The 23978-nt window shown below is 68.3% G+C and carries 21 protein-coding genes and 1 tRNA gene; 13 read left to right on the forward strand and 9 right to left on the reverse strand.

The window, feature by feature from the left end; translation table 11 throughout:
• The 5 genes from AC1PPL_RS03875 to AC1PPL_RS03895 all read left to right on the forward strand — a co-directional run bounded on the left by AC1PPL_RS03875 (window position 1) and on the right by AC1PPL_RS03895 (window position 3778).
• Window positions 1-546, forward strand: a complete 546-nt coding sequence (locus tag AC1PPL_RS03875; protein WP_015914021.1) for a MotA/TolQ/ExbB proton channel family protein — start codon at window positions 1-3, stop codon at window positions 544-546.
• Complete coding sequence (locus tag AC1PPL_RS03880) at window positions 543-872, forward strand: DUF2149 domain-containing protein (protein WP_015914020.1); 330 nt, start codon at window positions 543-545, stop codon at window positions 870-872. The genes AC1PPL_RS03875 and AC1PPL_RS03880 overlap by 4 nt, the downstream gene beginning before the upstream one ends.
• Window position 873: 1 nt before the next feature.
• Complete coding sequence (locus AC1PPL_RS03885) at window positions 874-1665, forward strand: ABC transporter permease (RefSeq protein WP_015914019.1); 792 nt, start codon at window positions 874-876, stop codon at window positions 1663-1665.
• Entirely contained in the window at window positions 1662-2495 is an 834-nt protein-coding gene (locus AC1PPL_RS03890; protein WP_479972686.1) for an ATP-binding cassette domain-containing protein, read from the forward strand. Before AC1PPL_RS03885 ends, AC1PPL_RS03890 begins: the two co-directional genes overlap by 4 nt.
• 62 nt (window positions 2496-2557) lie before the next feature.
• Window positions 2558-3778: an NnrS family protein gene (locus tag AC1PPL_RS03895; RefSeq protein WP_479972687.1), complete on the forward strand. Its 1221-nt coding sequence runs from the start codon at window positions 2558-2560 to the stop codon at window positions 3776-3778.
• Window positions 3779-3896: 118 nt separating this feature from the next.
• On the opposite strand, the gene AC1PPL_RS03900 is transcribed toward AC1PPL_RS03895, so the two are convergent.
• The 3 genes from AC1PPL_RS03900 to AC1PPL_RS03910 all read right to left on the reverse strand — a co-directional run bounded on the left by AC1PPL_RS03900 (window position 3897) and on the right by AC1PPL_RS03910 (window position 5933).
• Window positions 3897-3972 (reverse strand) — tRNA-Lys (locus AC1PPL_RS03900).
• Window positions 3973-4056: 84 nt separating this feature from the next.
• On the reverse strand, window positions 4057-5034 hold the full coding sequence (locus AC1PPL_RS03905; protein ID WP_047349831.1) for a GMP reductase: 978 nt from the start codon (window positions 5032-5034) through the stop codon (window positions 4057-4059).
• A 191-nt stretch (window positions 5035-5225) separates the two neighbouring features.
• The gene (locus AC1PPL_RS03910) at window positions 5226-5933 is read right to left on the reverse strand and encodes a hypothetical protein (RefSeq protein ID WP_479972688.1); all 708 of its coding nucleotides are present in this window, start codon (window positions 5931-5933) and stop codon (window positions 5226-5228) included.
• Between the two features lie 64 nt (window positions 5934-5997).
• Here AC1PPL_RS03910 and AC1PPL_RS03915 point away from each other — a divergent pair, with 64 nt between their 5' ends.
• From AC1PPL_RS03915 to AC1PPL_RS03930, 4 genes are all read left to right on the forward strand, one after another.
• Complete coding sequence (locus tag AC1PPL_RS03915) at window positions 5998-8448, forward strand: UvrD-helicase domain-containing protein (protein WP_479972689.1); 2451 nt, start codon at window positions 5998-6000, stop codon at window positions 8446-8448.
• Window positions 8449-8736: 288 nt separating this feature from the next.
• Window positions 8737-9339 (forward strand): hypothetical protein, encoded by a 603-nt coding sequence (locus AC1PPL_RS03920; RefSeq protein ID WP_479972690.1) that lies wholly within the window; start codon window positions 8737-8739, stop codon window positions 9337-9339.
• Window positions 9339-10040, forward strand: coding sequence for an OmpA family protein (locus AC1PPL_RS03925; RefSeq protein ID WP_123675863.1), 702 nt, complete (start codon window positions 9339-9341; stop codon window positions 10038-10040). The genes AC1PPL_RS03920 and AC1PPL_RS03925 overlap by 1 nt, the downstream gene beginning before the upstream one ends.
• 181 nt (window positions 10041-10221) lie before the next feature.
• Entirely contained in the window at window positions 10222-12372 is a 2151-nt protein-coding gene (locus tag AC1PPL_RS03930) for a PhoX family protein (RefSeq protein ID WP_479972691.1), read from the forward strand.
• A 263-nt stretch (window positions 12373-12635) separates the two neighbouring features.
• On the opposite strand, the gene AC1PPL_RS03935 is transcribed toward AC1PPL_RS03930, so the two are convergent.
• From AC1PPL_RS03935 to AC1PPL_RS03950, 4 genes are all read right to left on the reverse strand, one after another.
• Window positions 12636-13463 carry a BPSS1780 family membrane protein gene (locus tag AC1PPL_RS03935; RefSeq protein ID WP_287925771.1) on the reverse strand — a complete coding sequence of 276 codons (828 nt, stop codon included), beginning with the start codon at window positions 13461-13463 and terminating at the stop codon, window positions 12636-12638.
• Between the two features lie 150 nt (window positions 13464-13613).
• A complete protein-coding gene (locus tag AC1PPL_RS03940) occupies window positions 13614-14564 on the reverse strand; it encodes a homoserine kinase (protein WP_479972692.1) in 951 nt (316 codons plus the stop codon).
• Between the two features lie 92 nt (window positions 14565-14656).
• Complete coding sequence (locus tag AC1PPL_RS03945) at window positions 14657-15025, reverse strand: hypothetical protein (protein WP_088886203.1); 369 nt, start codon at window positions 15023-15025, stop codon at window positions 14657-14659.
• 36 nt (window positions 15026-15061) lie between these two features.
• Window positions 15062-15478 (reverse strand): hypothetical protein, encoded by a 417-nt coding sequence (locus AC1PPL_RS03950; RefSeq protein WP_088886204.1) that lies wholly within the window; start codon window positions 15476-15478, stop codon window positions 15062-15064.
• Between the two features lie 142 nt (window positions 15479-15620).
• Here AC1PPL_RS03950 and polA point away from each other — a divergent pair, with 142 nt between their 5' ends.
• The 3 genes from polA to AC1PPL_RS03965 all read left to right on the forward strand — a co-directional run bounded on the left by polA (window position 15621) and on the right by AC1PPL_RS03965 (window position 20377).
• A complete protein-coding gene (polA, locus tag AC1PPL_RS03955) occupies window positions 15621-18389 on the forward strand; it encodes a DNA polymerase I (RefSeq protein WP_479972693.1) in 2769 nt (922 codons plus the stop codon).
• A gap of 149 nt (window positions 18390-18538) precedes the next feature.
• Entirely contained in the window at window positions 18539-19432 is an 894-nt protein-coding gene (locus AC1PPL_RS03960) for a dienelactone hydrolase family protein (RefSeq protein WP_011806435.1), read from the forward strand.
• Window positions 19433-19546: 114 nt separating this feature from the next.
• Window positions 19547-20377 (forward strand): ZIP family metal transporter, encoded by an 831-nt coding sequence (locus tag AC1PPL_RS03965; RefSeq protein WP_088886206.1) that lies wholly within the window; start codon window positions 19547-19549, stop codon window positions 20375-20377.
• Between the two features lie 154 nt (window positions 20378-20531).
• Here AC1PPL_RS03965 and AC1PPL_RS03970 read toward each other — a convergent pair whose 3' ends face one another.
• Together AC1PPL_RS03970 and AC1PPL_RS03975 are read right to left on the reverse strand one after the other, a co-directional pair.
• Entirely contained in the window at window positions 20532-21284 is a 753-nt protein-coding gene (locus tag AC1PPL_RS03970) for a LytR/AlgR family response regulator transcription factor (RefSeq protein WP_479972694.1), read from the reverse strand.
• 43 nt (window positions 21285-21327) lie between these two features.
• The gene (locus AC1PPL_RS03975) at window positions 21328-22395 is read right to left on the reverse strand and encodes a sensor histidine kinase (RefSeq protein ID WP_479972695.1); all 1068 of its coding nucleotides are present in this window, start codon (window positions 22393-22395) and stop codon (window positions 21328-21330) included.
• Between the two features lie 49 nt (window positions 22396-22444).
• Here AC1PPL_RS03975 and argH point away from each other — a divergent pair, with 49 nt between their 5' ends.
• Window positions 22445-23905 carry an argininosuccinate lyase gene (argH, locus tag AC1PPL_RS03980; protein WP_011806431.1) on the forward strand — a complete coding sequence of 487 codons (1461 nt, stop codon included), beginning with the start codon at window positions 22445-22447 and terminating at the stop codon, window positions 23903-23905.
• The last annotated feature ends 73 nt before the right edge of the window (window positions 23906-23978 follow it).

The raw sequence follows: 23978 nt of genomic DNA on the forward strand, positions 1-23978 counted from the left end.
ATGACCAATCCGATCGAATCGGCGATGTACGTCGCCAGCCAGCTTTTCCTCTATCCCGTGCTCATCGCCATCGCGCTGCTGTTCGTGCATGCGTTCTATGCGCTGGGGGCTTTCGCATGGCAGGCGTGGCAGCGCCACCGGGGCCAGCCCGGCGGGTTTGAACTGGCCACCGCGCGGGCGCGCAATCCGGCGCTTTCGCTGATCGACCTGGAGGCGCTGGCCACGAAGCGGCTGGAGTTCGCCCGCATTGCCACCCGCGTGGCGCCCATGCTGGGTCTGGTGGCCACCATGATCCCCATGGGGCCTGCGCTCATGGCACTGGCCGACGGGCAACTGGCCGACGTCTCGCGCAACCTCATGGTGGCGTTCTCGGCGGTGATCCTCGCGCTGCTGGCGGCGGCCATCAGTTATGCCGTGGTCAACGTGCGCCGGCGCTGGTATGCCGTGGACCTGGCCGTCATCGAACAGGGTGCGCCGGTGCTGCCGCCCGCGCCGGCGCCCGTGCACGACCCCGTGGCCGCGCTGGCGATGGAGGGGGTGCAATGAGCCGCCTGCGCCTGCTGGACGACACGGAGACGGATGACCCCATCCTCTCGGTCGTCAACCTCATCGATGTGTTCCTGGTCATCATCGCGGCGCTGCTGCTGGCGGTGGCCAACAGTGCGGTCAATCCCTTTGGCAGCGAATCGGTCACCGTCATCAAGAACCCCGGCCAGCCCAGCATGGAGGTGATCGTGAAGGACGGCCGCAAGATCGACCGCTACCGCGCCAGCGGCGAGATCGGGGAGGGCGAGGGCGCCAAGGCCGGCGTGGCCTACCGGCTCAAGGACGGCTCCATGGTCTACGTGCCCGAGCCGGGGGAGGGCGGCTGACATGGGCCTTGCCTGGCGCTGGCTGCGCGGCATTCCCGCGTACCTCTGGAGCGGCTGGGGCGCGGCTGCCAGCCTGCTGCTGTTCGTGGCGCTGTGGGAGCTGGGCGCGGGCTTGTATGGCCCGCTGATCCTTCCCGACCCGATGACCACCTTCGCCACCCTCTGGGGCCTGGTGCAATCGGGCGTTGCCTGGCCCGAGCTGGCCGTGACCGCGCGGCGAGCGCTTGCCGGCCTGCTGCTGGCGGTGACCGTGGGCAGTGCGCTGGGGCTGCTGGCGGGGCTGTCGATGACGGCCTCGATGATGGCGCGGCCCTGGGTCACGCTGCTGCTGGGCATGCCGCCCATCGCCTGGCTGGTGCTGGCCATGCTGTGGTTCGGCGCGGGGGATGGCACGCCGGTGTTCACGGTGTTCGTGGCCTGCCTGCCGGTGGTGTTCATCGGCGCGCTGCAGGGCACGCGCACGCTGGACCACCACCTCAAGGACATGGCGCGCGCCTATCGCCTGCCCTGGCGCATGCGCCTCACCGATCTGTACCTGCCGCATGTGGCGGCGTACCTCTTCCCCGCGTGGATCACGGCGCTGGGCTCGTCGTGGAAAGTGGCCGTGATGGCCGAACTGCTGGCCACCAGCGACGGCGTGGGCGCGGCGCTGGCGGTGACGCGCTCGCACCTGGACACGGGCGCATCGCTGGCCTGGATCTGCGCCGTCGTGGGCAGCCTGCTGGTGCTGGAGTACGCGCTGCTGGAGCCCATCAAGCGCGAGCTGGAGCGTTGGCGGGGAGCCGGCACATGAGCGGCCTGCAGATTGAGGCGCTGCACCACGCCTACGGGCCGGCGATGGTGTTGCAAGGCATCGATTTGCAGGTGCCACCAGGGCGCATCGTTGCGCTGGTGGGCCCCTCGGGCTGCGGCAAGACCACGCTGCTGCACCTGTGCGCCGGCTTGCTGGCGTCGCAGCAGGGCCGCATCGAGCAGCCCCTGCAGCCCACCGCGGTGATGTTCCAGCAGCCGCGGCTGCTGCCGTGGATGACCACCCGCGACAACATTGCACTGGGCCTGAAGGCCCGAGGGGCCGCGCGAGCCGAGCGCCATCGCCAGGCCGCCGAGATGGCGCAGGCCCTGGGCCTGCCGGTTGCGGCGCTGGCGCAGTACCCGGCCGAGTTGTCGGGCGGCATGCAAAGCCGTGCCGCGCTGGCGCGCGCGCTGGTACTGGCACCCGCGCTGCTGCTGATGGACGAGCCCTTTGCCGCGCTGGATGTGGGCCTGCGCAGCCAGTTGCACCAGTTGCTGCTGGCCCGGCAGGCGCACACGGGCATGGCCGTGCTGCTGATCACCCACGACCTGATGGAAGCCGTTCGGCTGGCGGACGAGGTGCTGGTGATGGCCGCATCGCCGGGCCGCATCGTGGCGCGCTACCACCCGCCCGGCGCGGCGGTAGCGCGTGGCGATGCGCTGGTGCACCGCTGCGCGGCGGAGTTGCAGCAGCATCCCGCGGTGCGTACCGCGTTCGGGTTGCCCGACAGGGCGGGCTCCGCCACGGACGCGGACGACAGCGTGGCGGCTGCGGGCACGTGGCACGCCACCGCCGCCATGGTCGGTGGGCCGCAGCGCAGTGGTTGTTGAATTTGATATGAAAAATGCCGCCAGCCATTGCAGGGCAAGCGCGAGCAGCTCCTTTTTTTGAAATGAATCACCCCGCGAACCTGCTGCGCAGCGGCCATCCCATCTGGATGTGCGGCATGCGCCCCTTCTTTGTATTGACCATGGGGGCGGCCATCGGCCTGCTGGGCTGGTGGGCCTTCGTGCTGGCGCTGGGCTGGCCCGTGCCCGGGGTGGTCGGCGGGCCGCTGGTGTGGCATGTGCATGAACTGGTCTACGGCTTTGCCATGGCGGCGGTGGCGGGCTTTGCGTTGACGGCGCTGCCGGAGTTCACCGGCGGGCCTGGCGCCACGCGAAGCCAGTTGCGCGCGCTGGTGCTGCTGTGGCTGTGTGGCCGGCTGGGGTTTTGGGTGTCAGGCCATGCCGGCGATGCAGCGTTGTGGCTGGCGGCCGCGGCGCAGGTGGGCCTGCCGCTGGCGCTGCTGGCGGTGTTGGCGCCCGCGCTGCGCAGCCCGCAAGGGCGACGGCACGGGTCGTTTGGCGTGCTGCTGCTGGCTCTGGCAGGAACGGCGGCGGGCTTCTACGCCGATGCGCTGCGCGGCATGGCGGGGCTGCGGTGGCTGCATGCGGCGCTGGGCGTGCTCATGTTGCTCATCGTGGTGGCGGCCAGCCGCATTTCGATGCGCATCGTGAACCGCGCCATCGAGGAGGTCACGCCGGGTGCCGCTCCCTACGTGGCCCGCCCGCCGCGGCGCCACCTGGCGGCACTGTGCATCACGTTGTACACCGCGGCCGAGTTCCTGCGCCCGGCGAGCGCGCTGGCGGGCTGGCTGGCGCTGGCTGCCTCGGCGGCGGTCTTTCACCTGATGGGCGACTGGCATGTCGGTGCCGCCTTGTGGCGCCGGCGGTTTCCGCTGCTGCTCTACGCGATGTACGCCTGCATGGCCCTGGGCTATGGCGCGCTGGGGCTGGCGCATCTGGGTGTCCTTCCCGGTACCGCTGCAGGCCGGCACCTGATGGGCATGGGCGCCGTGGGGCTGGGCATTTACGTGGTGATCGCCATTGCTGGGCGTGCCCACGCCGGACTCGCGCCGGACCCCGGGCGGTGGGTGCCCCTGGGCGCGGCCGCGCTGCTGGCGGCGACGGCCGTGCGTGCGGCCGCTGGCGGGATGGGCGGGGGAGGTGGTTGGCTGGCCCTGGCGGCTGCAGGTTGGTGCCTGGCCTTCCTGGCGGTTCTGTGGCGCATCGGCCCGCCGCTGTGGCGGCCGCGCAGCGATGGGCGCCAGGGGTGCGATGGGCCTGAATAGGTGGGGAGGAGAAAGCCCGCATCAAGCGGGCGAAGGGGCGGGAGAGCCGGGCTGGCGTGGAGCCCAGATCGCCATGAAAAAAGCCGAATCCGCGCTGCGGATTCGGCTTGGCTGTCTTTGGTGGGCCCTGAGTGACTCGAACACTCGACCAACGGATTAAGAGTCCGCTGCTCTACCAACTGAGCTAAGAGCCCTCTCTTTTCAGAGGTGCCGCGTTGCAGCACAGCCATGGATTATGCACCATTTTTTTCGCCTCGCTGCGACATCGGCCGAAAAATTTACATCAACAGGTGCTCGCCAGCGTTGTCGCCGCCCAGGATCACGTAATTCACCTTGCGGATGTCCATGAGCTTTTTGCCGCCCGAATAGCTGATGGAGCTCTGGATGTCCTGTTCCATCTCGGTCAGGGTGTCCGCCAGCTTGCCCTTGATGGGCTCCAGGATGCGCTTGCCCTCGACGTGCTTGTACTCGCCCTTGTTGAAGTCGGACGCCGAGCCGTAGTACTCCTTGTACAGCTCGCCATCCACTTCCACGGTCTTGCCGGGCGATTCTTCGTGGCCCGCGAACAGCGAGCCCACCATCACCATCGTGGCGCCAAAGCGCACGCTTTTGGCAATATCGCCGTGGCTGCGGATGCCGCCGTCGGCAATGATGGGTTTGGTGGCCACGCGCGCGCACCACTTCAGCGCCGACAACTGCCAGCCGCCCGTGCCGAAGCCGGTCTTGAGCTTGGTGATGCACACCTTGCCAGGGCCGATACCTACCTTGGTCGCGTCCGCGCCCCAGTTCTCCAGGTCGATCACGGCCTCGGGCGTGCCCACGTTGCCGGCGATCACGAAGGCCGCGGGGATTTTGGCCTTCAGGTACGTGATCATGTTCTTCACGCTGTCGGCGTGGCCGTGCGCGATGTCGATGGTGATGTACTCGGGGCAGATGCCCTCGGCCACAAAGCGCTCCACCGTGTCGTAGTCGGGCTGCTTCACCCCGAGCGAGATCGATGCGAAGCACCCTTGCGCATGCATGTCCTTGACGAATTGCACGTTGTCCAGGTCAAAGCGGTGCATGACGTAGAAGTAGCCGTTCTGCGCCAGCCAGGTGCAGATCTTCTCGTCGACCACCGTCTTCATGTTGGCGGGCACCACGGGCAGGCGAAAGCGGCGCCCGCCCAGCTCCACGCTGGTGTCGCACTCCGAGCGGCTTTCCACGCGGCACTTGCGCGGCAGCAGCAGGATGTTGTCGTAGTCGAAGATTTCCATGAGGTTCCAAGCTCCTGTAGAGGTCGCGCGCGAGGGATTTCGCGGGCGATGGGGCGCTTGGCTTGCTTTCCGGCTTTTGCGGGCCGCAGGCGTGATGGCCGGGCCGGTCCCTGCAGTGCGCAGGCACAAAAAAACCGGGCGCAAGAAACTTGGGCCCGGTGATTGATTCTACCCGCCGCGCTGCCTTCGCTTTAATGACCCGTGCCGCAGTAGGTGTGTGCGGCGCCTACCCAGTCGCCACCATCGCCTTGCACCCAGGCCGCCATGCGCAGGCGCTCGGGCTGCGCTCCATCGGGTATGCGCATGGGGCGTATCTCCAGCCAGCCGCCCCGCTCCTGTGAGGGGCGCTGTCCGCGCGCGTCCCACACGCCGTGAAAGACATTGCGCACCAGGTGGCGCGTGACCGGGCTGCCCTCGGCGCCTGGGGGTATTTCCTCCAGCATGAGCAGCGTGACCTGAAGGCGGCGCGGGGTCTTGCCATGCGGGGGAATGAAGCGCAGATGCGCGCCCACGTAGTCTGCCACTGCGGGCCCGTGGGCCACGCGCAGCAGGGCGGTGGTGGGCAGCGTGGGCAGGCTGCTCACGAAGGTGTCGCTGCGCTGCGGCACCTCGCGTTCCAGTGACCGCAGACGTTCCAATGCATCGGGCGTGGCCGCGGCAGACAGCGGTGCATCTTCGCCCTGCGTGCCGGGCACGATCCAGTCGAGCACCAGCGCATCCCGGCCGGTGGCCGCGACCGCCGGTGGCTCCGCCCAGCAGCTGGCGCAGTCGGCGTTGAGAAAGCGCTCCACCAGCACCGTGGGCTTGGGCTGGGCGTCGCTGGAGCAGGAGGCGCGCGGCTGCGCCATCGCCAGGGGCATGGCGAGACAGGCAAGCAGGGTGAGCAGTGGATAGCGCATGGGTGCCATGGTTCCACAAAGCCCGAGCGGCTGCATGCGCCAGCCGCGTTCCTACAATGGCGGAATGCTCCCACACGACCTGTTTTCCGGCGCGCCAGCGCCTTTTGGCACTGGCAATGGTGCCGGCGCTACCGGGGTTTCGTCCCAGGCGGTGCAGCCGCTGCTGCAAAACCTCAACCCCGAGCAACTGGCCGCCGTGACGCTGCCTGCCGGCCATGCGCTCATCCTGGCGGGCGCCGGCTCCGGCAAGACCCGGGTGCTCACCACGCGCATTGCCTGGCTGCTGCAGAACGGTCTGGCCACTCCGGGCGGCATCCTGGCCGTGACCTTCACCAACAAGGCGGCCAAGGAGATGCTGACGCGCCTCTCAGCCATGCTGCCCATCAACGTGCGGGGCATGTGGATCGGCACGTTTCACGGGCTGTGCAACCGCCTGCTGCGCGCGCACCACAAGCTGGCAGGCCTGCCGCAAGCCTTCCAGATCCTGGACACGCAGGACCAGCTCTCGGCCATCAAGCGGCTGTGCAAGCAGTTCAATGTGGACGAGGAGCGCTTCCCACCCAAGCAACTGGCCTACTTCATCGCAGGCTGCAAGGAAGAGGGCATGCGCCCGCGCGACGTGCCGGCGCACGATGCCGACACGCGCAAGAAGGTGGAGCTGTACCAGTTGTACGAGGAGCAGTGCCAGCGCGAGGGCGTGGTGGACTTTGGCGAGCTGATGCTGCGCAGCTTTGAGCTGCTGCGCGACAACGACCCCGTGCGGGCGCATTACCAGCGGCGCTTTGCGCACATTTTGGTGGACGAGTTCCAGGACACCAACAAGCTGCAATACGCCTGGCTCAAGCAGATGGCGGGCGACGTGGTGGACGGACGCCTGCACACGCAGGGCAGCGTGCTGGCCGTGGGTGACGACGACCAGAGCATCTACGCCTTTCGCGGGGCACGCGTGGGCAACATGCAGGACTTTGTGCGCGAGTTCGACGTGCAGCACCAGATCAAGCTGGAGCAGAACTACCGCAGCTACAGCAACATCCTGGACTCGGCCAACGCGCTGATCAGCCACAACAGCCGGCGCTTGGGAAAAAACCTGCGCACCACGCAGGGCCCGGGCGAGCCCGTGCGCATCTACGAGGCCAACAGCGACCTGGCCGAGGCGCAGTGGATGGTCGATGAGATCAAGCAGCTCGTGCGGGACGGCGAGATGCCGCGCAAGGAGATCGCTGTGCTCTACCGCAGCAATGCGCAGAGCCGGGTGATCGAATCGGCCCTGTTCAACGCCAGCGTGCCCTACCGCGTGTACGGCGGGTTGCGCTTTTTCGAGCGCGCCGAGATCAAGCACGCGCTGGCCTACCTGCGCCTGCTGGAGAACCCGCACGACGACACCAGCTTTCTGCGCGTGGTGAACTTCCCGCCGCGCGGCATTGGTGCGCGCACGCTGGAGGTGCTGCAGGATGCGGCGCGCAGCAGTGGCTGCTCGCTGCACGACGCGGTGAGTGCGGTGCCTGGCAAGGCCGGCACCAACCTGGGGGCCTTCGTGGCCCTGGTTCAAGTGCTGCGCGAGCAGACGCAGGGCCAGAACCTGCGCGGCATCATCGGCCAGGTGCTGGAATCCAGCGGCCTGCTGGAGCATTACCGCCACGAAAAGGAAGGCGCGGACCGGCTGGAGAACCTGGACGAGCTCATCAACGCGGCCGAGAGCTTCGTCACCCAGGAGGGCTTTGGCCGCGATGCGGTCGCGCTGCCGCTGGACGAGCACGGCAACGCCCTCACGCAAAGCCCGGCCAGCCAGGGGCTGGACCCCGACGCGCCGATGCTGAATGCCCCTGGCAACGTGGATGCCGACACCGGCGAAACGCTGTCGCCGCTGGCGGCCTTCCTGACCCACGCCGCATTGGAGGCGGGGGACAACCAGGCCCAGGCGGGGCAGGATGCGGTGCAGCTCATGACCGTGCATGCCAGCAAGGGGTTGGAATTCGACTGCGTGTTCATCGGCGGCATGGAGGAAGGGCTGTTCCCGCATGAGAACTCCATGAGCGACCGCGACGGCCTGGAGGAAGAACGCCGCCTGATGTACGTGGCCATCACCCGCGCGCGCAAGCGTCTGTACCTGAGCCATTCGCAGACGCGCATGCTGCACGGGCAGACGCGCTACAACGTCAAGAGCCGCTTTTTTGATGAGCTACCCGAGGAGGCGCTCAAATGGATCACACCGCGCCAGGCAGGGTTTGGATCTTTTGCTCCTGATTCAGGAGCTGCTCGCGCTTACCAGTCGGGCGCTAGAGGTCAATTTGGCTTCAAGACCGAAGTGTTCGCCAGCCCCGCCGTACCCCCGGTCAAGGCGGCGCCGGGCCATGGCCTGCGCGTGGGGCTGGCGGTGTTCCACACCAAGTTCGGCGAGGGCAAGGTGCTGGCCATCGAGGGCGCGGACGCCGACGCGCGGGCGCAGGTGCACTTTCCGCGCCACGGCACCAAGTGGCTGGCGCTGTCGGTGGCCAAGCTCACCATCGTCGAATAAGTGCTCGCCCAGAGATCGCGGCCTTCTGTCTTGCTTATTCAAAAGTAACTTGAAATTTCCCCGACATCGGGAGGCAGCGCGGGCTTCACGCCCAGGGAATGCCGCGTGGGGCTGGAGACGTACGGGGCCAGCGCATGTCCCTCATCGATTTTTCGGGATAACTTTTGATTACAAGAAGCCCCGGTAGCACGCATTGCCGCGAATAAATTGCTCCTTGGGAATGAACGCCGCCAGCGCCCCTGTGATGCGCGTTCACTGTCAAGCACCACGCAAGGAGTAGAGATGGGGATGGAACACAGAGGAACCCTGGGTTGGATGGCGGTGGCCATGGCGACGTTGTGGCTCGTGGGCTGCAAGGATCCGGCGGGCACGGCGGCGGTGCAGGCCTCCACACCGACTCCGGCCACGGCTCCACCCCCCGCCACGGCTGCGGCGCCGGCGGCAACAACCACGGCGGCGCCTGCCGCAGCAGCGGTGGTTGCGGCTCCCCCTGGTGCTGCTCCGGCCGCGCCACGCACCTTGCCGCTGGGCGTGCAAGGCGTGGCACCGGCGGGGGTGACGGTGCGCGTCAAGAGTGTGCAGATCGGGGGGGACGCCACGGTGCTGGATGTGAGCATCTCCTTTGCCAACCGCATCACCGACTCCACCATGCTGGCGCTGGCCGATACCTACCTGCAGGACGAAAGCGGCGCGCGCCTGCACGTCAAGCGGCCGGACCACAACCGGGACATCACCATCCGCGAAGGCCAGACCCTGGATGGGCAACTGGTTTTCCTGGGCCGCGTGCTGCCCACCGCGCGCACGCTCAAGCTGGTCTTCAATGACGGCAACGATGGCGACAACATCGTGGCGCCGGGGCTGTCCATGGACCTGCCGCTGCAGGCGGGCTGATGGCGGTGCGGTGTTCGCCAGCCTGGCGGGCTGTCCTGTGGGCCGCGTGCTGCGCCGCCGTGGCCTCTGCGGCGCAGACATTGGAAGTGCGGCGCAGCAGCCAGTCGCTCGCGGCGACGCCCACCCATTTGCAACCAGCGGACGCTGCCCCGCTGACCCAATTGCAGCCGCACGTGACGCACGGCGGCCTGGTGCCGCGCGAGACCGAAACCCGGCTGCAGGCGGCGGCGGGGCCGGCCACGCTGCTGCGCGCGGCCGAGGTGCCGCCGCAGCGGCTGGAGCAGACCCGCGCGCTGTTGGTGGAACTGCAGGCCCAGCCCACGCCCGAGCAGGCCATCTCCATCGACCTGCCTGCCGATGTGTTGTTTGACTTTGACAAGGCCGAGTTGCGGGCCGATGCCGCGCGCTCGCTTGACAAGGCGGCCGAGCTGCTCAAGAGCTACCCCCAGGCGCCCATCGACGTGGTGGGACACACAGACGGCAAGGGGGGCGATGCCTACAACGACGCCTTGTCGCAGCGCCGCGCCGCCGCCGTCGCCGCCGCGCTGCAGTCGCGCACGGGGCGGCCGATCGCCACGCGCGGCATGGGCAAACGCCAGCCTGTCGCGCCCAATACCACGCCGGATGGGCGGGACGATCCTGATGGGCGCCAGCGCAACCGGCGCGTGCAGATCGTGATCGGGGCATTGCCGGTGCGGTAGGGGATGGGACCCGGGCCCGCGCGTCGCTCAGGCGCTGTGGGCCTGTGTGTCCCTCGCGCGTGCACGGAAGGCCCGGCGTGCGAAGCGGTGTCTTGAAGATGTCATGTACACGTCATGCGGGCGCAACAGACGTACTCCAGGATCGCGGGACCTTGATTGCCACTACCGAGTCCAACGACCCATGAACACCACGATCGTTTCCGAGTACGACGACAATGAAATCGTCAACCATTCGTCCAACCAGCACATCGACAGCGTCCTGGCCGCGCGCCTGAGCCGTCGCAGCGCCCTCAAGGGCGGTGTCGGCGCCACTACTGCGGCTCTGCTGGGCGGCGTGAGCCTGAGCGCCTGCGGCGGTGGCAGCGACGATGACGAAACACCCGCACCCGAGCCGATCCGCCTCAACTTCAATGCCGTCGCCAAGAGCAACGCCGACCTGGTAACGGTACCCGAGGGTTACCAGGTCAGCATCCTGCACGCCCTGGGCGACCCGATCCACTATGGCGACGAGTCCTGGAAGGACGATGGCTCCGAGACGGCCGAGTCCTATGACCGCCGCATCGGCGACGGCCACGACGGCATGTACTACTTCGGCATGTCCGACGACGGCAAGTTCGACCCCAGCCGCTCCGACCGCGGCCTGCTGTGCGTGAACCATGAGTATGTGGTTGCGCCTTATGGCCTGCATCCCACGGGGCGCATCACGGTGGACGGAAAGCGCCCGGCCGAGCAGGTGGACAAGGAAATCCGCGCCCACGGTGCCAGCGTGGTGGAAGTCAAGCGCAAGAGCGGCAGCAACGAGATGGAGATGGTGCGCGGCTCCAAATACAACCGCCGCATCACCTCGGCCACGCCGATGGACTTTGGCGGCCCCGCCGCCGGCAACGCCAAGCTGTTCAACAAGCTCTCGCCGGACGGGAAGCAAGCCTTCGGGATGAACAACAACTGCGCCAACGGCTACACGCCCTGGGGCACCTACCTGACGTGCGAGGAGAATTTCCTGAACGTCATCGGCCGTGCCGCCGGCGACGACGCCCAACGCTCCGCCACCGAAATCGTGGCCCTGAAGCGCTATGGCTTGCCCGAGAACCGCAAGAGCCCTTACCTGTGGGACACCGCCGAGGGCGAGCAGTACCAGCGCTGGAACAGCAAGGTGAGCGCCGCCAGCGCCGCGGAGGACTATCGCAACATCTTCAACACCTTCGGCTGGGTGGTGGAGATCGACCCCTTCCGCCCCGACAACAAGCCCGTCAAGCGCACGGCGCTGGGCCGCTTCAACCATGAAGGAGCATGGCCGGCACCCGCCAAGGCCGGCGAGCCGATCGTCATCTACTCTGGTGACGATGCGCGCAACGAGTACGTGTTCAAGTTCGTGTCCGATGCCAAGTGGGACCCCAAGGACATCAACGGCGGCGTGGCTGCCGGTGCCAAGTACCTGGACAAGGGCACGCTGTACGCCGCCAAGTTCAACAACGATGGCAGCGGCGAGTGGCTGGAACTGACGTTCGGCAAGAACGGCATCGACGCCACCAACGCGCTGTACCCGTTCGCCGACCAGGCCGATGTGGTCATGCACTGCCGACTGGCGGCCGACGCCCGCGGCGCGACCAAGATGGACCGTCCCGAGTGGGGTGGCGTGAACCCGTTGAACAACGAGGTGTACATGACCATGACCAACAACTCGCAGCGCACGGCCGCCACGCTGAACGCCGCCAACCCGCGCGTGGGCAACACCAATGGCCACATCATCCGCTGGAAGGAAGAGGGCGGCCAGGCGGGTACCAAGTTCCAGTGGGACGTGTACCTGTTCGGCGCGCGCAGCGACAACAAGCAGAGCGAGAACCTGTCGGGCCTGACCGCCGTGAACGATTTCTCCAGCCCCGATGGCCTGCATTTCGACCAGCGCAGCGCCAATGCCGGCGGCCTGCTGTGGATCCAGACCGACGACGGTTCCTACACCGATGTGACCAACTGCATGATGCTGGCCGCTATTCCCGGCAAGGTCGGTGACGGCGGCAAGGTCACCACCAAGGAGGGCCAGGCCACGATCATGGGCTCCAAGCCCACCGAGGCCACGGTGCGCCGCTTCCTGGTCGGCCCGTTCGACTGCGAGATCACGGGCGTGGTGGTCACGCCCGACGGCAAGACGCTGTTCTTCAACGTGCAGCACCCGGGCGAGGATGCTGAGAAGGCCAACTTCGCCACCAGCACCTTCACCAGCTACTGGCCCGGCAACCAGCCTGGGATCACCAGCAGCCACAAGGGCCTCAAGCGTCCGCGCTCGGCCACCGTGGTGGTGACGCGCAAGGACGGCGGCACGATCGGTATCTAACCGGCTTGCACGGGAGCCGTCTCTCGCCTTGCGCGCAGGACGGCTCCGCGGCACTTCCAACCCGCCTCTGGCGGGTTTTTTCTTGCCTGTTCAGGGCGAAGGTACGGGTGGAGTCTTGTTCGAGGAGCAGACACCCCAAGCGCACTGTTTGGCTCGGGGCACGCCCGGGTGCGCCGAAGCGCGCGGGGACTCGGCCCGCTCCGTCCGACTATCTGGAAGCACGGGACCGGGCGGAGCGCCCTGGCGACTCCGCTGGCGCAGCTTTATGAATCCTGCTCGGGTGACGCTGCCGCGGACGAGTCGCCGTGGTCGTGGTGGGGCGCGTCGAAGCTGTCGCGGAATGTGAACACCACCGACGAGAAGAACATGGCGGCCAACATCATCGCCGTCGCCACCATGATGCCGCCGGCCATGCCGGCGCCCAGGCCGATGGCGCTCAGCATCGTGACCAGCAGGCTGATGACCACGCCTGCGCCGAGGAACACGCCCATCCACGACAGCCCATACACCGTGAAGGCCCCGAAGTTGCGCAGGCAGGCGACGATGCTGAAAAACAGCGCCTTCACGGGCGGCACGTTGTGCCAGTGCACCAGGCCAGGCGCGTGCCAGAACAGCAGCGACAGCGGCACGTACAGCAGCAGCGACAGCCACATGGCCGCCTGGAAGCTGCCCGACTCGGCCATCTCGCGCGTCAGCGGCTCGCCGCCCAGGTACACGCGTGCGAACTGCCCGCCGTCCACGAGGGCCGACAGCCCCATCAGGCCGAGGAAGCCCACGGCGTAGAGCGCGCCCAGGGTCAGCATGTGGTTCAGCCGCTGCTTGCCGGTGCGAAACGCCACCAGCAGCAGTGCGGGCGTGGGTACGCGGTCCTGGCTGGCCTCGGCCGCGGCCACCATCATGGCCAGCGTGGCCGAGGGCAGCAGGCCCAGCGCCACGGCGGGGCCGATCAGCGGCAGCATGGTGGCCAGCGACATCGCCGCCATGGTCATGAAAAACAGCGCGGCCAGCGCCATGGGCTGGCGCCAGAACACGCGAATGCCCAGGCGTACCCATTCCAGGCCCGTGCGCGCGGGGACGATGTGCAGTTTCATGGATTGGAAATCGAAGGTGGAGCGCCGCGGCAGCGGTGCGGGCGCATGGGGGAATTTACCCCAGTTGCCGCTGCACAGGCCGCAGCGGTGGATGAAACCAACGGTTATGTGTGGAGTGGCTGTTGTGGGGCGCGCGGCGCACCATGGCGGCTACAGAGTCACCGGGTGGGCCGCTCGCTGGCGCAGCACGCGCTCAAAGTGTGTGGGGTCGTGGGGCTTGAGCATGGCGGCCTCGCGCGGCAGGTAGAAGTCCCACAGGCGCGAGATCCAGAAGCGCAGCGCCCCGGCGCGCAGCATGGCGGGCAGCAGGGCGCGTTCATGCGCGGTGAGCGGGCGCACGGCCTGGTAGGCGTCGATCATGGCCTGGGCGCGCGGTGCGGCGTGCGCGCCGGTGGGCAGGTCGATGCACCAGTCGTTCAGGCACACGGCCAGGTCGAAGAGGAAGGTGTCCACGCCCGCGAAATAGAAGTCGAAGAGGCCCGTGAGTTCCTCGCCTTCGAACATCACGTTGTCGCGGAACAGATCGGCATGGATGGGGCCGCGCGGCAGCGCCGCGTAGGCGCTGGAGGCCGCCACATGGTTCTGGTAGGCCAGTTCGGACTGCAGCAGCGCCGCCGGCTCGGCGCCGATGTGCGGCAGCACCACCGGCACGGTCTCGTTCCACCACGGCAGGCCGCGCAGGTTGGGCTGCTGGCGTTCATAGCCGCTTGCGGCCAGGTGCATGCGCGCCAGCATGGTGCCCACGGCCGCGCAGTGCGCTTCCTGGGGGCTGAGCTGGCTCTTGCCGCGCAGCTTGGTGGCCAGCGCAGCGGGCTTGCCGCACACCTGGTGCAGGATCTCGCCATGCTTGTCGGCCTGCGGGTCCGGCACGGGGATGCCCGCGTGCGCCAGATGCTTCATCAGGTGCAGGTAGAAAGGCAGCTGCTCTGCGGTGAGGCGCTCGAACAGCGTGAGTACGTACTCGCCCTGCTCGCAGGTGAGGAAGTAGTTGGTGTTCTCGATGCCGCCCTCGATGCCGCGCAGCTCAAGCAGCTTGCCCAGCTGCAGCCGGCGCAGCAATTCGCGCGCCTCTTTGGTGGAGACTTCGGTGAAAACGGCCATCGGTCAGTACGTCAGTGCACTCGGCGTGCTGAAAAAAGCGGGGGGAAGGAGCGGGCGATACGGGCCGCCCAAGAATGCCGCGTTGGCAGCGGTCAGAAATTACGCAAGTTCCACACGCGCGGTGCGGTCACGGTGTCCGACTCGTTGAAGTTGCCGGGGCGTGCGCGGGCTCCGTCGTTGGAGCGCACTTCGTACGCGGGCAGCGGCGTGCCGGTCTTGGGTTGCACGGTGATACTCTGCGTCTGCCCGCCCACGCGCAACTCTTGCACGCGGCTGCCGGCGTCCTCCACCACGATGTGCTCTACGCGCTGGTTATGGCGCCCTTCGGTCTGTTGCTCTCTTTCCAATAGCTGGCCGCGCCCGTCCGTACTGGGCTGAATGGCATTTTGGCTTGCATTCTGAGCCAGGGCGGGAGCACTGGCCAGGGCCAGCAGCAGGAAGGTGGAGTGGAGAGCGCGCATGGCGCGATTGTAGGCGCCGTGCGCCGGCGTGCGCGCTCAGCGCTGCGGCGGGCAGGTGCTGGCGCTGCAGGCCTGCGTGTACTTGCCGATGAAGGTGCGGAAGTTCTTGCCGAGCTTGCCCATCTCCTCGCACACATCGCCACGCGCATCGAAGGCAAAGCCCTGCGTGCCGGCGGCGTTGAACAGCTCCACGCGCGTGAGGCCCAGGCGCGCGAACTGCGCAGGGTCGTGCCACTGCTGCGCGCAGATGTTGTGGAAGACGAAGGTGTTGTACACCAGCTCGGTGACCTCGGGCTTGTTCATCTGCGCGCGCAGCACGCCGCCGTCAAACTGTGCGGCACTGATGCCGTGCAGCGACTTCTGCATCGAAGGCGGCACGTTCTTGAAGTCCGGGTTGGCCCACGCCAGGGTGGTGGTGGCGCAGGCGACGAGTGCGAGCAGGTGGTGTTTCATGGGGCAGCCTTGGGGAGAGGGGAGGGCGCGGCGCACCGCCGGGCCATGGCGACGGATTGTGCCGCTTTCCACTGCACCTGCCCGTGCGCGGGGTGCTGATTGCGATGGCGGCCACGGCCGATGAGCGTGGGAGAATTCACCGATGACACGCCCCAAGACCCTGGTGCTGGTGGATGGCTCCAGCTACCTGTACCGCGCATTCCATGCCATGCCCGACCTGCGCGCCGTGCCGGGCGATCCCGCCAGCGCACCCACGGGGGCCATCCGCGGCATGATCAACATGCTGCAGGCGCTCAAGAAAGAAGTCCCGGCCGACTACGCCGCCTGCGTTTTCGATGCCAGCGGCCCCACTTTTCGCGATGCGCTGTACCCCGAGTACAAGCAGCACCGCGCGCCCATGCCCGATGACCTGCGTGCGCAGATCGAGCCCATCCACGAGGTGGTGCGGCTGCTGGGCTGGCCGGTGCTGTGTATCCCCGGCGTGGAGGCCGACGACGTGATCGGCACGCTGGCTGCTACCGCGGCCGGCCAGGGCATGCAGGTGGTGATCTCCAGCGGCGACAAGGACCTGAGCCAGCTGGTGAACGAACACATCACCATCATCGACACCATGAACGGCAAGAAGCGGGACGTGGCCGGCGTGACCGCCGAGTTCGGCGTGCCCCCGACGCTCATGGTGGACTACCAGGCCCTGGTGGGCGATGCCGTGGACAACGTGCCCGGCGTGCCCAAGGTCGGCCCCAAGACCGCCGCCAAATGGCTCACGGAATACGGTTCGCTGGATGCGCTGCTGGCCAACGCGGGCGCCATCAAGGGCGTGGCCGGCGAGAACCTGCGCGGGGCGCTGGACTGGCTGCCCACCGCGCGCACGCTGGTCACCATCAAGACCGACTGCGACTTGGCGGGGCACCTCGATGGCCTGCCTGCTATCGATGCGATAGCTGTTGGCGCTGAGCAGGCGGACGCGTTGCGCGATTTTTATCAAAAGTATGGCTTCAAGAGCCTGGCACGCGCGCTGCCGTCCGCGGTGGTGCCGGATGCTGGCGCCAGCGGAGACCTCTTCGCCACGCCCGACGCCAGCGCCGTCGCCGTGCAGGCGCAGCAGCGCGAGGTGACCTACGACACCATCCTCACCTGGGAGCAGCTCGACGGCTGGCTCGCGCGCCTGAAGGCCGCGCCGCTGGCGGCGCTGGACACCGAGACCACGTCGCTGGACGAGTTGCGCGCCGAGATCGTGGGCGTGTCCTTCAGCGTCGAGCCCGGAGCCGCCGCTTACATCCCGCTGGCGCACAACGGCCCTGACGCGCCGCCGCAGCTGCCCTTGGCCGAGGTGCTGGAGCGCCTGCGCCCCTGGCTGGAAGATCCGGCCTGCCCCAAGCTGGGCCAGCACGTGAAGTACGACCGGCATGTGTTCGCCAACCATGGCATCCAGGTGCGCGGCTATGCGCACGACACCATGCTGCAAAGCTACGTGCTGGAAGTGCACAAGCCCCATGGCCTGACCAGCCTGGCCGAGCGCCACACGGGCCGCACCGGCATCAGCTACGAAGACCTGTGCGGCAAGGGGGCCAAGCAGATCCCGTTTGCCCAGGTCCCGGTGGACAAGGCTGCGGCCTACTCGTGCGAGGACTCCGACCAGACGCTGGATGTGCACCGCGTGCTATGGCCCCAGCTGCAGGCCGACGACAAGCTGCGCGGCATCTACGAGCTCGAGATGGCCTGCAGCGAGACCTTGTTTCGCATCGAGCGCAATGGCGTGCTGATCGACGCGGGCAAGCTGGCCGCCCAGAGCCACGCGCTGGGCCAGCGCATCCTGCAGCTGGAGCAGGAGGCGTACGCCATCGCCGGCCAGCCCTTCAACCTGGGCTCGCCCAAGCAATTGGGTGAAATCTTCTTCGACAAGCTGGGCATGCCCGTGGTGAAGAAGACCGCCACCGGCGCGCGCAGCACCGACGAAGAGGTGCTGGAGAAGCTGGCCGAGGACTACCCGCTGCCCGCCAAACTGCTGGAACACCGCAGCCTGTGCAAGCTCAAGGGCACCTACACCGACAAGCTCAGCACGCTGGCGGACCCGCGCACCGGCCGCGTCCACACCCACTACGCGCAGGCCGTGGCCGTCACCGGGCGGCTGTCCAGCAACGAGCCCAACCTGCAGAACATCCCCATCCGCACGCCGGAGGGCCGGCGCGTGCGCGAGGCCTTCGTGGCACCCGCGGGCCGCGTGATTGCCAGTGCCGACTACAGCCAGATCGAGCTGCGCATCATGGCGCACATCAGCGGCGACGAGGCGCTGCTGCACGCCTTCCGCGAGGGCCTGGACGTGCACCGCGCCACGGCGGCCGAGGTGTTCGGCGTGGCGCTGGACCAGGTGAGCAGCGAGCAGCGCCGCTACGCCAAGGTCATCAACTTCGGCCTGATCTACGGCATGAGCAGCTTCGGCCTGGCCAAGAACCTGGGCATCGAGACCAAGGCGGCGGCGGCCTATATCGACCGCTACTTCCAGCGCTACCCCGGCGTGAAGCAGTACATGGAAGAGACCAAGGCCCAGGCCAAGGCGCGCGGCTACGTGGAGACCGTGTTCGGCCGGCGCCTGTACCTGCCGGAGATCAACTCGCCCAACGGCCCGCGCCGCGGCGCGGCCGAGCGCGCCGCCATCAACGCGCCCATGCAGGGCACGGCGGCCGACCTCATCAAGAAGGCCATGGTGGCCGTGCAGGGCGAGCTGGACGCGCGCAAGCCCGAGGTGCTCATGATCATGCAGGTGCATGACGAACTGGTGTTCGAGCTGCCCGAGGGCGAGGTGGACTGGCTGCGCCGTGAGATCCCGCGCCTGATGGCCGGCGTGGCCGCGCTGCAGGTACCGCTGCTGGCCGAAGTGGGCGTAGGGCCCGACTGGGACAAGGCGCACTGATAACGCTTGTAGCCCGTTGGCGCGGTGGCGCGGGCGGGTCGCATGCGCAAAACGGCCATTGCCGCTACATTGGCACGCCATGCCTCCTGGCCAGCGCCGGGGGGCGTCCGTCCCCCAACCCTTGCCACCCCTTGCCAGGAGCCTCCGTCATGCACAGCGATCTCCAGAACGACTTCGATGCACTCGTCCCCGGCCGTAGCACTGCAGCGGGCGCCAGCCGCCGCACCGCGCTGGGCGTCATGCTGGGGGCCGGCTATGCCGCCGCGGCCGCGCCGGTGATGGCGCAGACAGCGGTCTCCACCCCGGCCGACGGGCTCACGGCGGGGGAGGTGCACTTTGCGGTGAACGGCTTTGACGTGCGCGCCTACCGCGCGGCGCCGCAGGGCAAGACGGGGCTGCCCGTGGTGCTGGTGATTTCAGAGATCTTCGGCGTGCACGAGTACATTGCCGACGTTTGCCGCCGCCTGGCGCACGAGGGCTACCTTGCCGTTGCCCCCGACCTGTTCGCGCGCCAGGGCGACCCGCGCGCCTACAGTGAAGTCGCCAAGCTCATGAGCGAGCTGGTGTCCAAGGTGCCCGATGCCCAGGTCATGGCCGACCTGGATGGCGCCGTGCAATGGGCCGGAGCCCATGGCGGTGACCTCCAGCGCGTGGGCATCACCGGCTTTTGCTGGGGCGGCCGCATCACCTGGCTCTACGCCGCGCATGGCCCGGTGAAGGCCGGGGTGGCCTGGTATGGCCGTCTGGTGGGGCAGGCCAGCGCCCTGAATCCCAAGCACCCCGTGGACCTGGCGCCCATCCTCAAGGCACCCGTGCTGGGTCTGTATGGTGAAAAAGATGCCGGCATACCTCTTGACACGATTGATAAGATGAAAAGCGCCCTGTCAGAAGGGTCTGCCGCAGCGAAAGCCTCGCGGTTCGTGGTCTACCCGGACGCGCCGCATGCCTTCCATGCCGACTACCGCCCGAGCTTTCGCAAGGAAGCCGCGCAGGACGGCTGGAAGCGCACGCTGGCCTGGTTCAAGCAGCACGGCGTGGCGTGAGCCGCGGCAGCCAGCACGCACACAAGCCCTTCGGGGCTTTTTTTGATGGCGCGGCGAGGGTTTGGTTTTGAATGAAATTGGCACCTAGGCCAATAAGAGAAAGCGCAAGCAGCTATGACATTGATAGCGATCATCCTGGCCACGTTGGCCGCGGGCATTGGCAGTGTGTGGGTGGCGGCGGCGCTGCTGCGCCTGGGCATGGGCACGCGCCAGCGCGTGGGGCCGCAGCACCTGCTGAGCCTGGCCGCGGGCGCGCTGCTGGCCACCGCCTTCATGCATCTGCTGCCCGAGGCGTTCGAGAGCCAGGCCAGTGCGCACGACCTGTTTGCCACGCTGCTGCTGGGGCTGGTGTTCTTCTTCCTGCTGGACAAGGCCGAGCTGTGGCACCACGGCCATGAACACAGCCCGTCCGAGCGGCACATCCATGGCCAGGGCCACCACGACCACCACCCTGACCACGCGCACGACCACCACCATGGCCCGGGCCAGCACGGGCATGGCGGCTGGGCGCTGCTGACCGGCGACAGCGTGCACTGCTTTGGCGATGGGGTGTTGATCGCCTCGGCCTTCATGGCGGACATGCGGCTGGGCGTGGTGGCCGCGCTGTCGGTGCTGGCGCACGAGGTGCCGCACCATATCGGAGACCTAGTGGTGCTGCGCCACAGCACCCGCCACCGCAACGCGGCGCTGCTCAAGGTCTCGCTGGCGGGCGCGCTGACGGCGCTGGGCGGCCTGGTGGGCTACTACCTGGTGGGGCTGTGGGACGGCGGGCTGCCGTATTTCCTGGCCATCGCCTCCAGCAGCTTCGTGTACGTGGCGCTGGCCGACCTGATCCCGCAGCTGCAAAAACGCCTCTCGGCCGCGCAGACGCTGGCGCAGATCGCCTGGCTGGCGGCCGGCATCGCGGTGGTGACCTTTGTGAGCGGGCTGGCGCACGCGCATTGAGCACGGCAGGGCGTTCGCCGGTGTGCGCGCCGCGCATGCCTGCCCGGGGAGGACCGCGGCGCCAGTCCAAGGGCCGGCGGCCGCGCAGAGGGTGCAGCCGTTTAGAGGGTGCGGGCGTGTGGGCGCCTGGAACGCCGTGAACGCCGCAGCCGTATCAACCCGTGGCCAGCGCCTCGCGCACCCCGGCCACCTGGCGGCGCGAGACCGGCAGGGGCTCGGTGAGCCCGTGCAGGCGCACGGCCCAGCCTTCGCCCTCCTCGGCGTCGTAATAGCGCTCCAGCGCGCGCATGGCGCGGCGGGCCACCAGCGTGCTGCGGTGCACGCGCAGAAAGTGGCCCGCGTGGCGCGCCTCCAGGTCGGACAGCGCGCTGTCGATGACGAAGCTGCGCGTGAGGGTGCGCACCGTCACGTATTTCTGCTCGGCGCGCAGGAACAGCACGTCGTCCAGCGGCACGCGCTCGGTGCGCCCGCGCTCCTGGATCAGTAGCACCTCGCAGCTGGGTGCCGGCAGCGGCGAGCGCGTGGGAGCGGCGCTGGGGGCCGCGGCGCGCTGCGCCTTGGCCAGTGCCTGCTGCAGGCGCTGCAGGCGCACGGGCTTGGTCAGGTAGTCCACGGCATCCAGTTCGAAGGCTGACAGCGCATGGTCCGCGTGGGCGGTCACGAACACGATGGCCGGCGGGTGCGGCAGGCGCTGGATGTGGTGCGCCAGTCCCAGGCCGTCCTGGCCGGGCATGTGGATGTCCAGCAGCACCACGTCCACCGCGCGGCCGCCGCTGGCCTCGAGCTGTGCCAGTGCGTCCGCGGCGTGCGCGGCCTCCGTCACGCTGTGGCGGGGGGCGCAGTCGGCCAGCAGCGTGCGCAGGCGGCTGCGGGCCAGGAGTTCGTCGTCCACGATCAGGATGTGCATGGGGCGTCGACTGTAGTGGATGTGGCGTGCTGCGGCCCGGGGCTCAGGGCGCGGGCAGCGAGATGCGCACCTGGTACAGGCCGCCCTGTACGCCGGCGCTGAAGTCGCAGTCCACGTCGTGCAGCAGGCGCAGGCGGTCGCGCACGTTCGCCTGGGCGATGCCATGGCCGCGTGGCGCGTCCTCGGCCGCGGGGCGATCGGCGGGCAGGGTGTTGGTGATGGTCAGCACCACGCGGCCGCCGCGCCGCTCGGTGGCGATGCGCAGCTTGCCCCCGCGCGCGCTGGGCTCCACGCCGTGCTTGACCGCGTTTTCCACCAGCGGCTGCAGCAAGAGCGGCGGCAGGCGCGCGGCGTTGGCGCGCGCATCCAGCACCCATTGCACGCGCATGCGTTCGCCAAAGCGCACCTGCTCGATGTCCAGGTAGCGGCGCGCCAGCACGATCTCTTCCTCCAGCGTGGCGGACTCGCCCTGCTCCACCAGGGCGTGGCGGAACAGGTCGCTCAGGTCTTCCAGCAGCGCCTCGGCCTTGGCGGGTTCGTCGCGCACCAGGGCAATGGCGCTGTTGAGCGTGTTGAACAGGAAGTGCGGGCGGATGCGCGCCTGCAACTCGGTCAGGCGCGCGGTAGTGGCGGCGGGCGTGCGCGCGCGTGCGCGCATTTTCAGCGCGGTGACCAGCAGCGCCGCCAGCAGCGCGCCGCTGGCGGCGCTGGCCAGCCACGGCGGCGGGGCGCCCGCGGGGCCGCTGGCCAGGGCCAGCATGGCGCAGGCCAGCAGGCCGGCCAGTGCGCCCAGCAGCACGCCGGCGGCGTACTGCAACGGCTCCTGCAGGCGCTGCAGCGCCGTCTTGAGGCTGCAGGCCGTGATCAGCCAGGCGAGGGTGGCCGGCAGCGCGCCGCCCGTGAGCAGCGCCAGGCGCGCCAGCCATTCGGCCAGGCTGCCCGCGCCGAACAAGGCGCCCACGCCCAGCACCAGTTCCACGAACAGCACGGCGCGCAGCACCACGCCCACCTGGCAGGCGTCGAACACCAGCGCGCGGCCGCGTACCGCACTGCGCGGTGCGGCTTCGGGCAGGGCAGCGGGGCGGGTCGATAAAATTTGCGTCTCTTGCATTGCGGCATCCGGGCGTTCCGGGTGTCGAAACCCCCGGATTATTGCCCCCATGTCCTCTTCTTCCGCCTCGCAACCATCCCACGACCAGCTCGCCACCAAGGCCCAGGCCTGGTCGGCCTTGTTCTCCGAGCCCATGAGCGATCTGGTCAAGCGCTATACGTCGAGCGTGTTCTTCGACAAGCGCCTGTGGCAGGCCGACATCGCGGGCAGCCTGGCCCATGCCGAGATGCTGGCCGCGCAAGGCATCATCAGCGCGCAGGACCACGCCGACATTCAGAAGGGCATGGCCCAGATCACGCAGGAGATCGCGTCCGGCGCGTTCGAGTGGAAGCTGGACCTGGAGGACGTGCACCTGAACATCGAGGCGCGCCTGACCCAGCTGGTGGGCGACGCCGGCAAGCGCCTGCACACCGGCCGCAGCCGCAACGACCAGGTGGCCACCGACGTGCGCCTGTGGCTGCGCGGCGAGATCGACCTGATCGAGGGCCTGCTGAGCGAGCTGCAGCTGTCGCTGGTCGAGGTGGCCGAGCAGAACGTCGAGGTGATCCTGCCCGGCTTCACCCACCTGCAGGTGGCGCAGCCCGTGAGCTTTGCGCACCACCTGCTGGCTTACGTGGAGATGTTTGCACGCGATGCCGAGCGCATGCGCGACGTGCGCCGCCGGGTGAACGTGCTGCCGCTGGGCTCCGCCGCGCTGGCCGGCACTACCTACCCGCTGGACCGCGAGCGCGTGGCCAAGACGCTGGGCATGGAGGGCGTGTGCCAGAACAGCCTGGACGGCGTGAGCGACCGCGACTTCGCCATCGAGTTCACGGCCGCCGCCAGCCTGTGCATGGTGCACGTGAGCCGCCTGTCCGAGGAACTCATCATCTGGATGAGCCAGAACTTCGGCTTCATCAAGATCGCCGACCGCTTCACCACCGGCTCGTCGATCATGCCGCAGAAGAAGAACCCCGACGTGCCCGAACTGGCGCGCGGCAAGACCGGCCGCGTGGTCGGCCACCTGATGGGCCTGATCACGCTGATGAAGGGCCAGCCCCTGGCCTACAACAAGGACAACCAGGAAGACAAGGAGCCGCTGTTCGACACAGTGGACACGCTGAAGGACACGCTGCGCATCTTCGCCGAGATGATCGGCGGCCAGATGAACCCCGCCACCGGCTGCAAGGACGGCGGCATCACCGTGAACGCCGAGGCCATGCGCGCCGCGGCGCTCAAGGGCTACGCCACGGCGACCGACCTGGCTGACTACCTCGTCAAGAAGGGCCTGCCGTTCCGCGACGCGCACGAGACCGTGGCCCACGCGGTGAAGGCCGCGGTGTCGCACAGCGTGGACCTGTCGGAGCTGCCGCTGGCCGTGCTGCAGGGCTTTCACCCGGCGATCGAGAAGGACGTGTTCGATGCCCTGAGCCTGCAGGGCTCGCTGAACGCGCGCAACACCCTGGGCGGCACCGCGCCCGCGCAGGTGCGCACGCAGCTGGCGCGCCACCGTGCGCGGCTGTCCGCCTGATTGCCCGTCAAGAATAGGAGCTGGCAGCGCTTGATGTAAGCGGTTTTTAGCATGTTTTGATGCTGAAATGCTT

The organism is Diaphorobacter sp. B2A2W2 (assembly GCF_056730635.1).

What these genes read in the sequence shown, in the direction of transcription:
- AC1PPL_RS03930 (WP_479972691.1), top strand. Translation starts at nt 10,222, where the DNA reads ATGAACACCACGATCGTTTCCGAGTACGACGACAATGAAATCGTCAAC.
- AC1PPL_RS03975 (WP_479972695.1), bottom strand. Translation starts at nt 22,395, where the DNA reads ATGCAAGAGACGCAAATTTTATCGACCCGCCCCGCTGCCCTGCCCGAA.
- AC1PPL_RS03925 (WP_123675863.1), top strand. Translation starts at nt 9,339, where the DNA reads ATGGCGGTGCGGTGTTCGCCAGCCTGGCGGGCTGTCCTGTGGGCCGCG.
- AC1PPL_RS03890 (WP_479972686.1), top strand. Translation starts at nt 1,662, where the DNA reads ATGAGCGGCCTGCAGATTGAGGCGCTGCACCACGCCTACGGGCCGGCG.
- polA (WP_479972693.1), top strand. Translation starts at nt 15,621, where the DNA reads ATGACACGCCCCAAGACCCTGGTGCTGGTGGATGGCTCCAGCTACCTG.
- AC1PPL_RS03895 (WP_479972687.1), top strand. Translation starts at nt 2,558, where the DNA reads ATGAATCACCCCGCGAACCTGCTGCGCAGCGGCCATCCCATCTGGATG.
- AC1PPL_RS03945 (WP_088886203.1), bottom strand. Translation starts at nt 15,025, where the DNA reads ATGCGCGCTCTCCACTCCACCTTCCTGCTGCTGGCCCTGGCCAGTGCT.
- AC1PPL_RS03970 (WP_479972694.1), bottom strand. Translation starts at nt 21,284, where the DNA reads ATGCACATCCTGATCGTGGACGACGAACTCCTGGCCCGCAGCCGCCTG.
- AC1PPL_RS03965 (WP_088886206.1), top strand. Translation starts at nt 19,547, where the DNA reads ATGACATTGATAGCGATCATCCTGGCCACGTTGGCCGCGGGCATTGGC.
- AC1PPL_RS03915 (WP_479972689.1), top strand. Translation starts at nt 5,998, where the DNA reads ATGCTCCCACACGACCTGTTTTCCGGCGCGCCAGCGCCTTTTGGCACT.
- AC1PPL_RS03935 (WP_287925771.1), bottom strand. Translation starts at nt 13,463, where the DNA reads ATGAAACTGCACATCGTCCCCGCGCGCACGGGCCTGGAATGGGTACGC.
- argH (WP_011806431.1), top strand. Translation starts at nt 22,445, where the DNA reads ATGTCCTCTTCTTCCGCCTCGCAACCATCCCACGACCAGCTCGCCACC.
- AC1PPL_RS03960 (WP_011806435.1), top strand. Translation starts at nt 18,539, where the DNA reads ATGCACAGCGATCTCCAGAACGACTTCGATGCACTCGTCCCCGGCCGT.
- AC1PPL_RS03950 (WP_088886204.1), bottom strand. Translation starts at nt 15,478, where the DNA reads ATGAAACACCACCTGCTCGCACTCGTCGCCTGCGCCACCACCACCCTG.
- AC1PPL_RS03905 (WP_047349831.1), bottom strand. Translation starts at nt 5,034, where the DNA reads ATGGAAATCTTCGACTACGACAACATCCTGCTGCTGCCGCGCAAGTGC.
- AC1PPL_RS03910 (WP_479972688.1), bottom strand. Translation starts at nt 5,933, where the DNA reads ATGCGCTATCCACTGCTCACCCTGCTTGCCTGTCTCGCCATGCCCCTG.
- AC1PPL_RS03875 (WP_015914021.1), top strand. Translation starts at nt 1, where the DNA reads ATGACCAATCCGATCGAATCGGCGATGTACGTCGCCAGCCAGCTTTTC.
- AC1PPL_RS03885 (WP_015914019.1), top strand. Translation starts at nt 874, where the DNA reads ATGGGCCTTGCCTGGCGCTGGCTGCGCGGCATTCCCGCGTACCTCTGG.
- AC1PPL_RS03880 (WP_015914020.1), top strand. Translation starts at nt 543, where the DNA reads ATGAGCCGCCTGCGCCTGCTGGACGACACGGAGACGGATGACCCCATC.
- AC1PPL_RS03940 (WP_479972692.1), bottom strand. Translation starts at nt 14,564, where the DNA reads ATGGCCGTTTTCACCGAAGTCTCCACCAAAGAGGCGCGCGAATTGCTG.
- AC1PPL_RS03920 (WP_479972690.1), top strand. Translation starts at nt 8,737, where the DNA reads ATGGAACACAGAGGAACCCTGGGTTGGATGGCGGTGGCCATGGCGACG.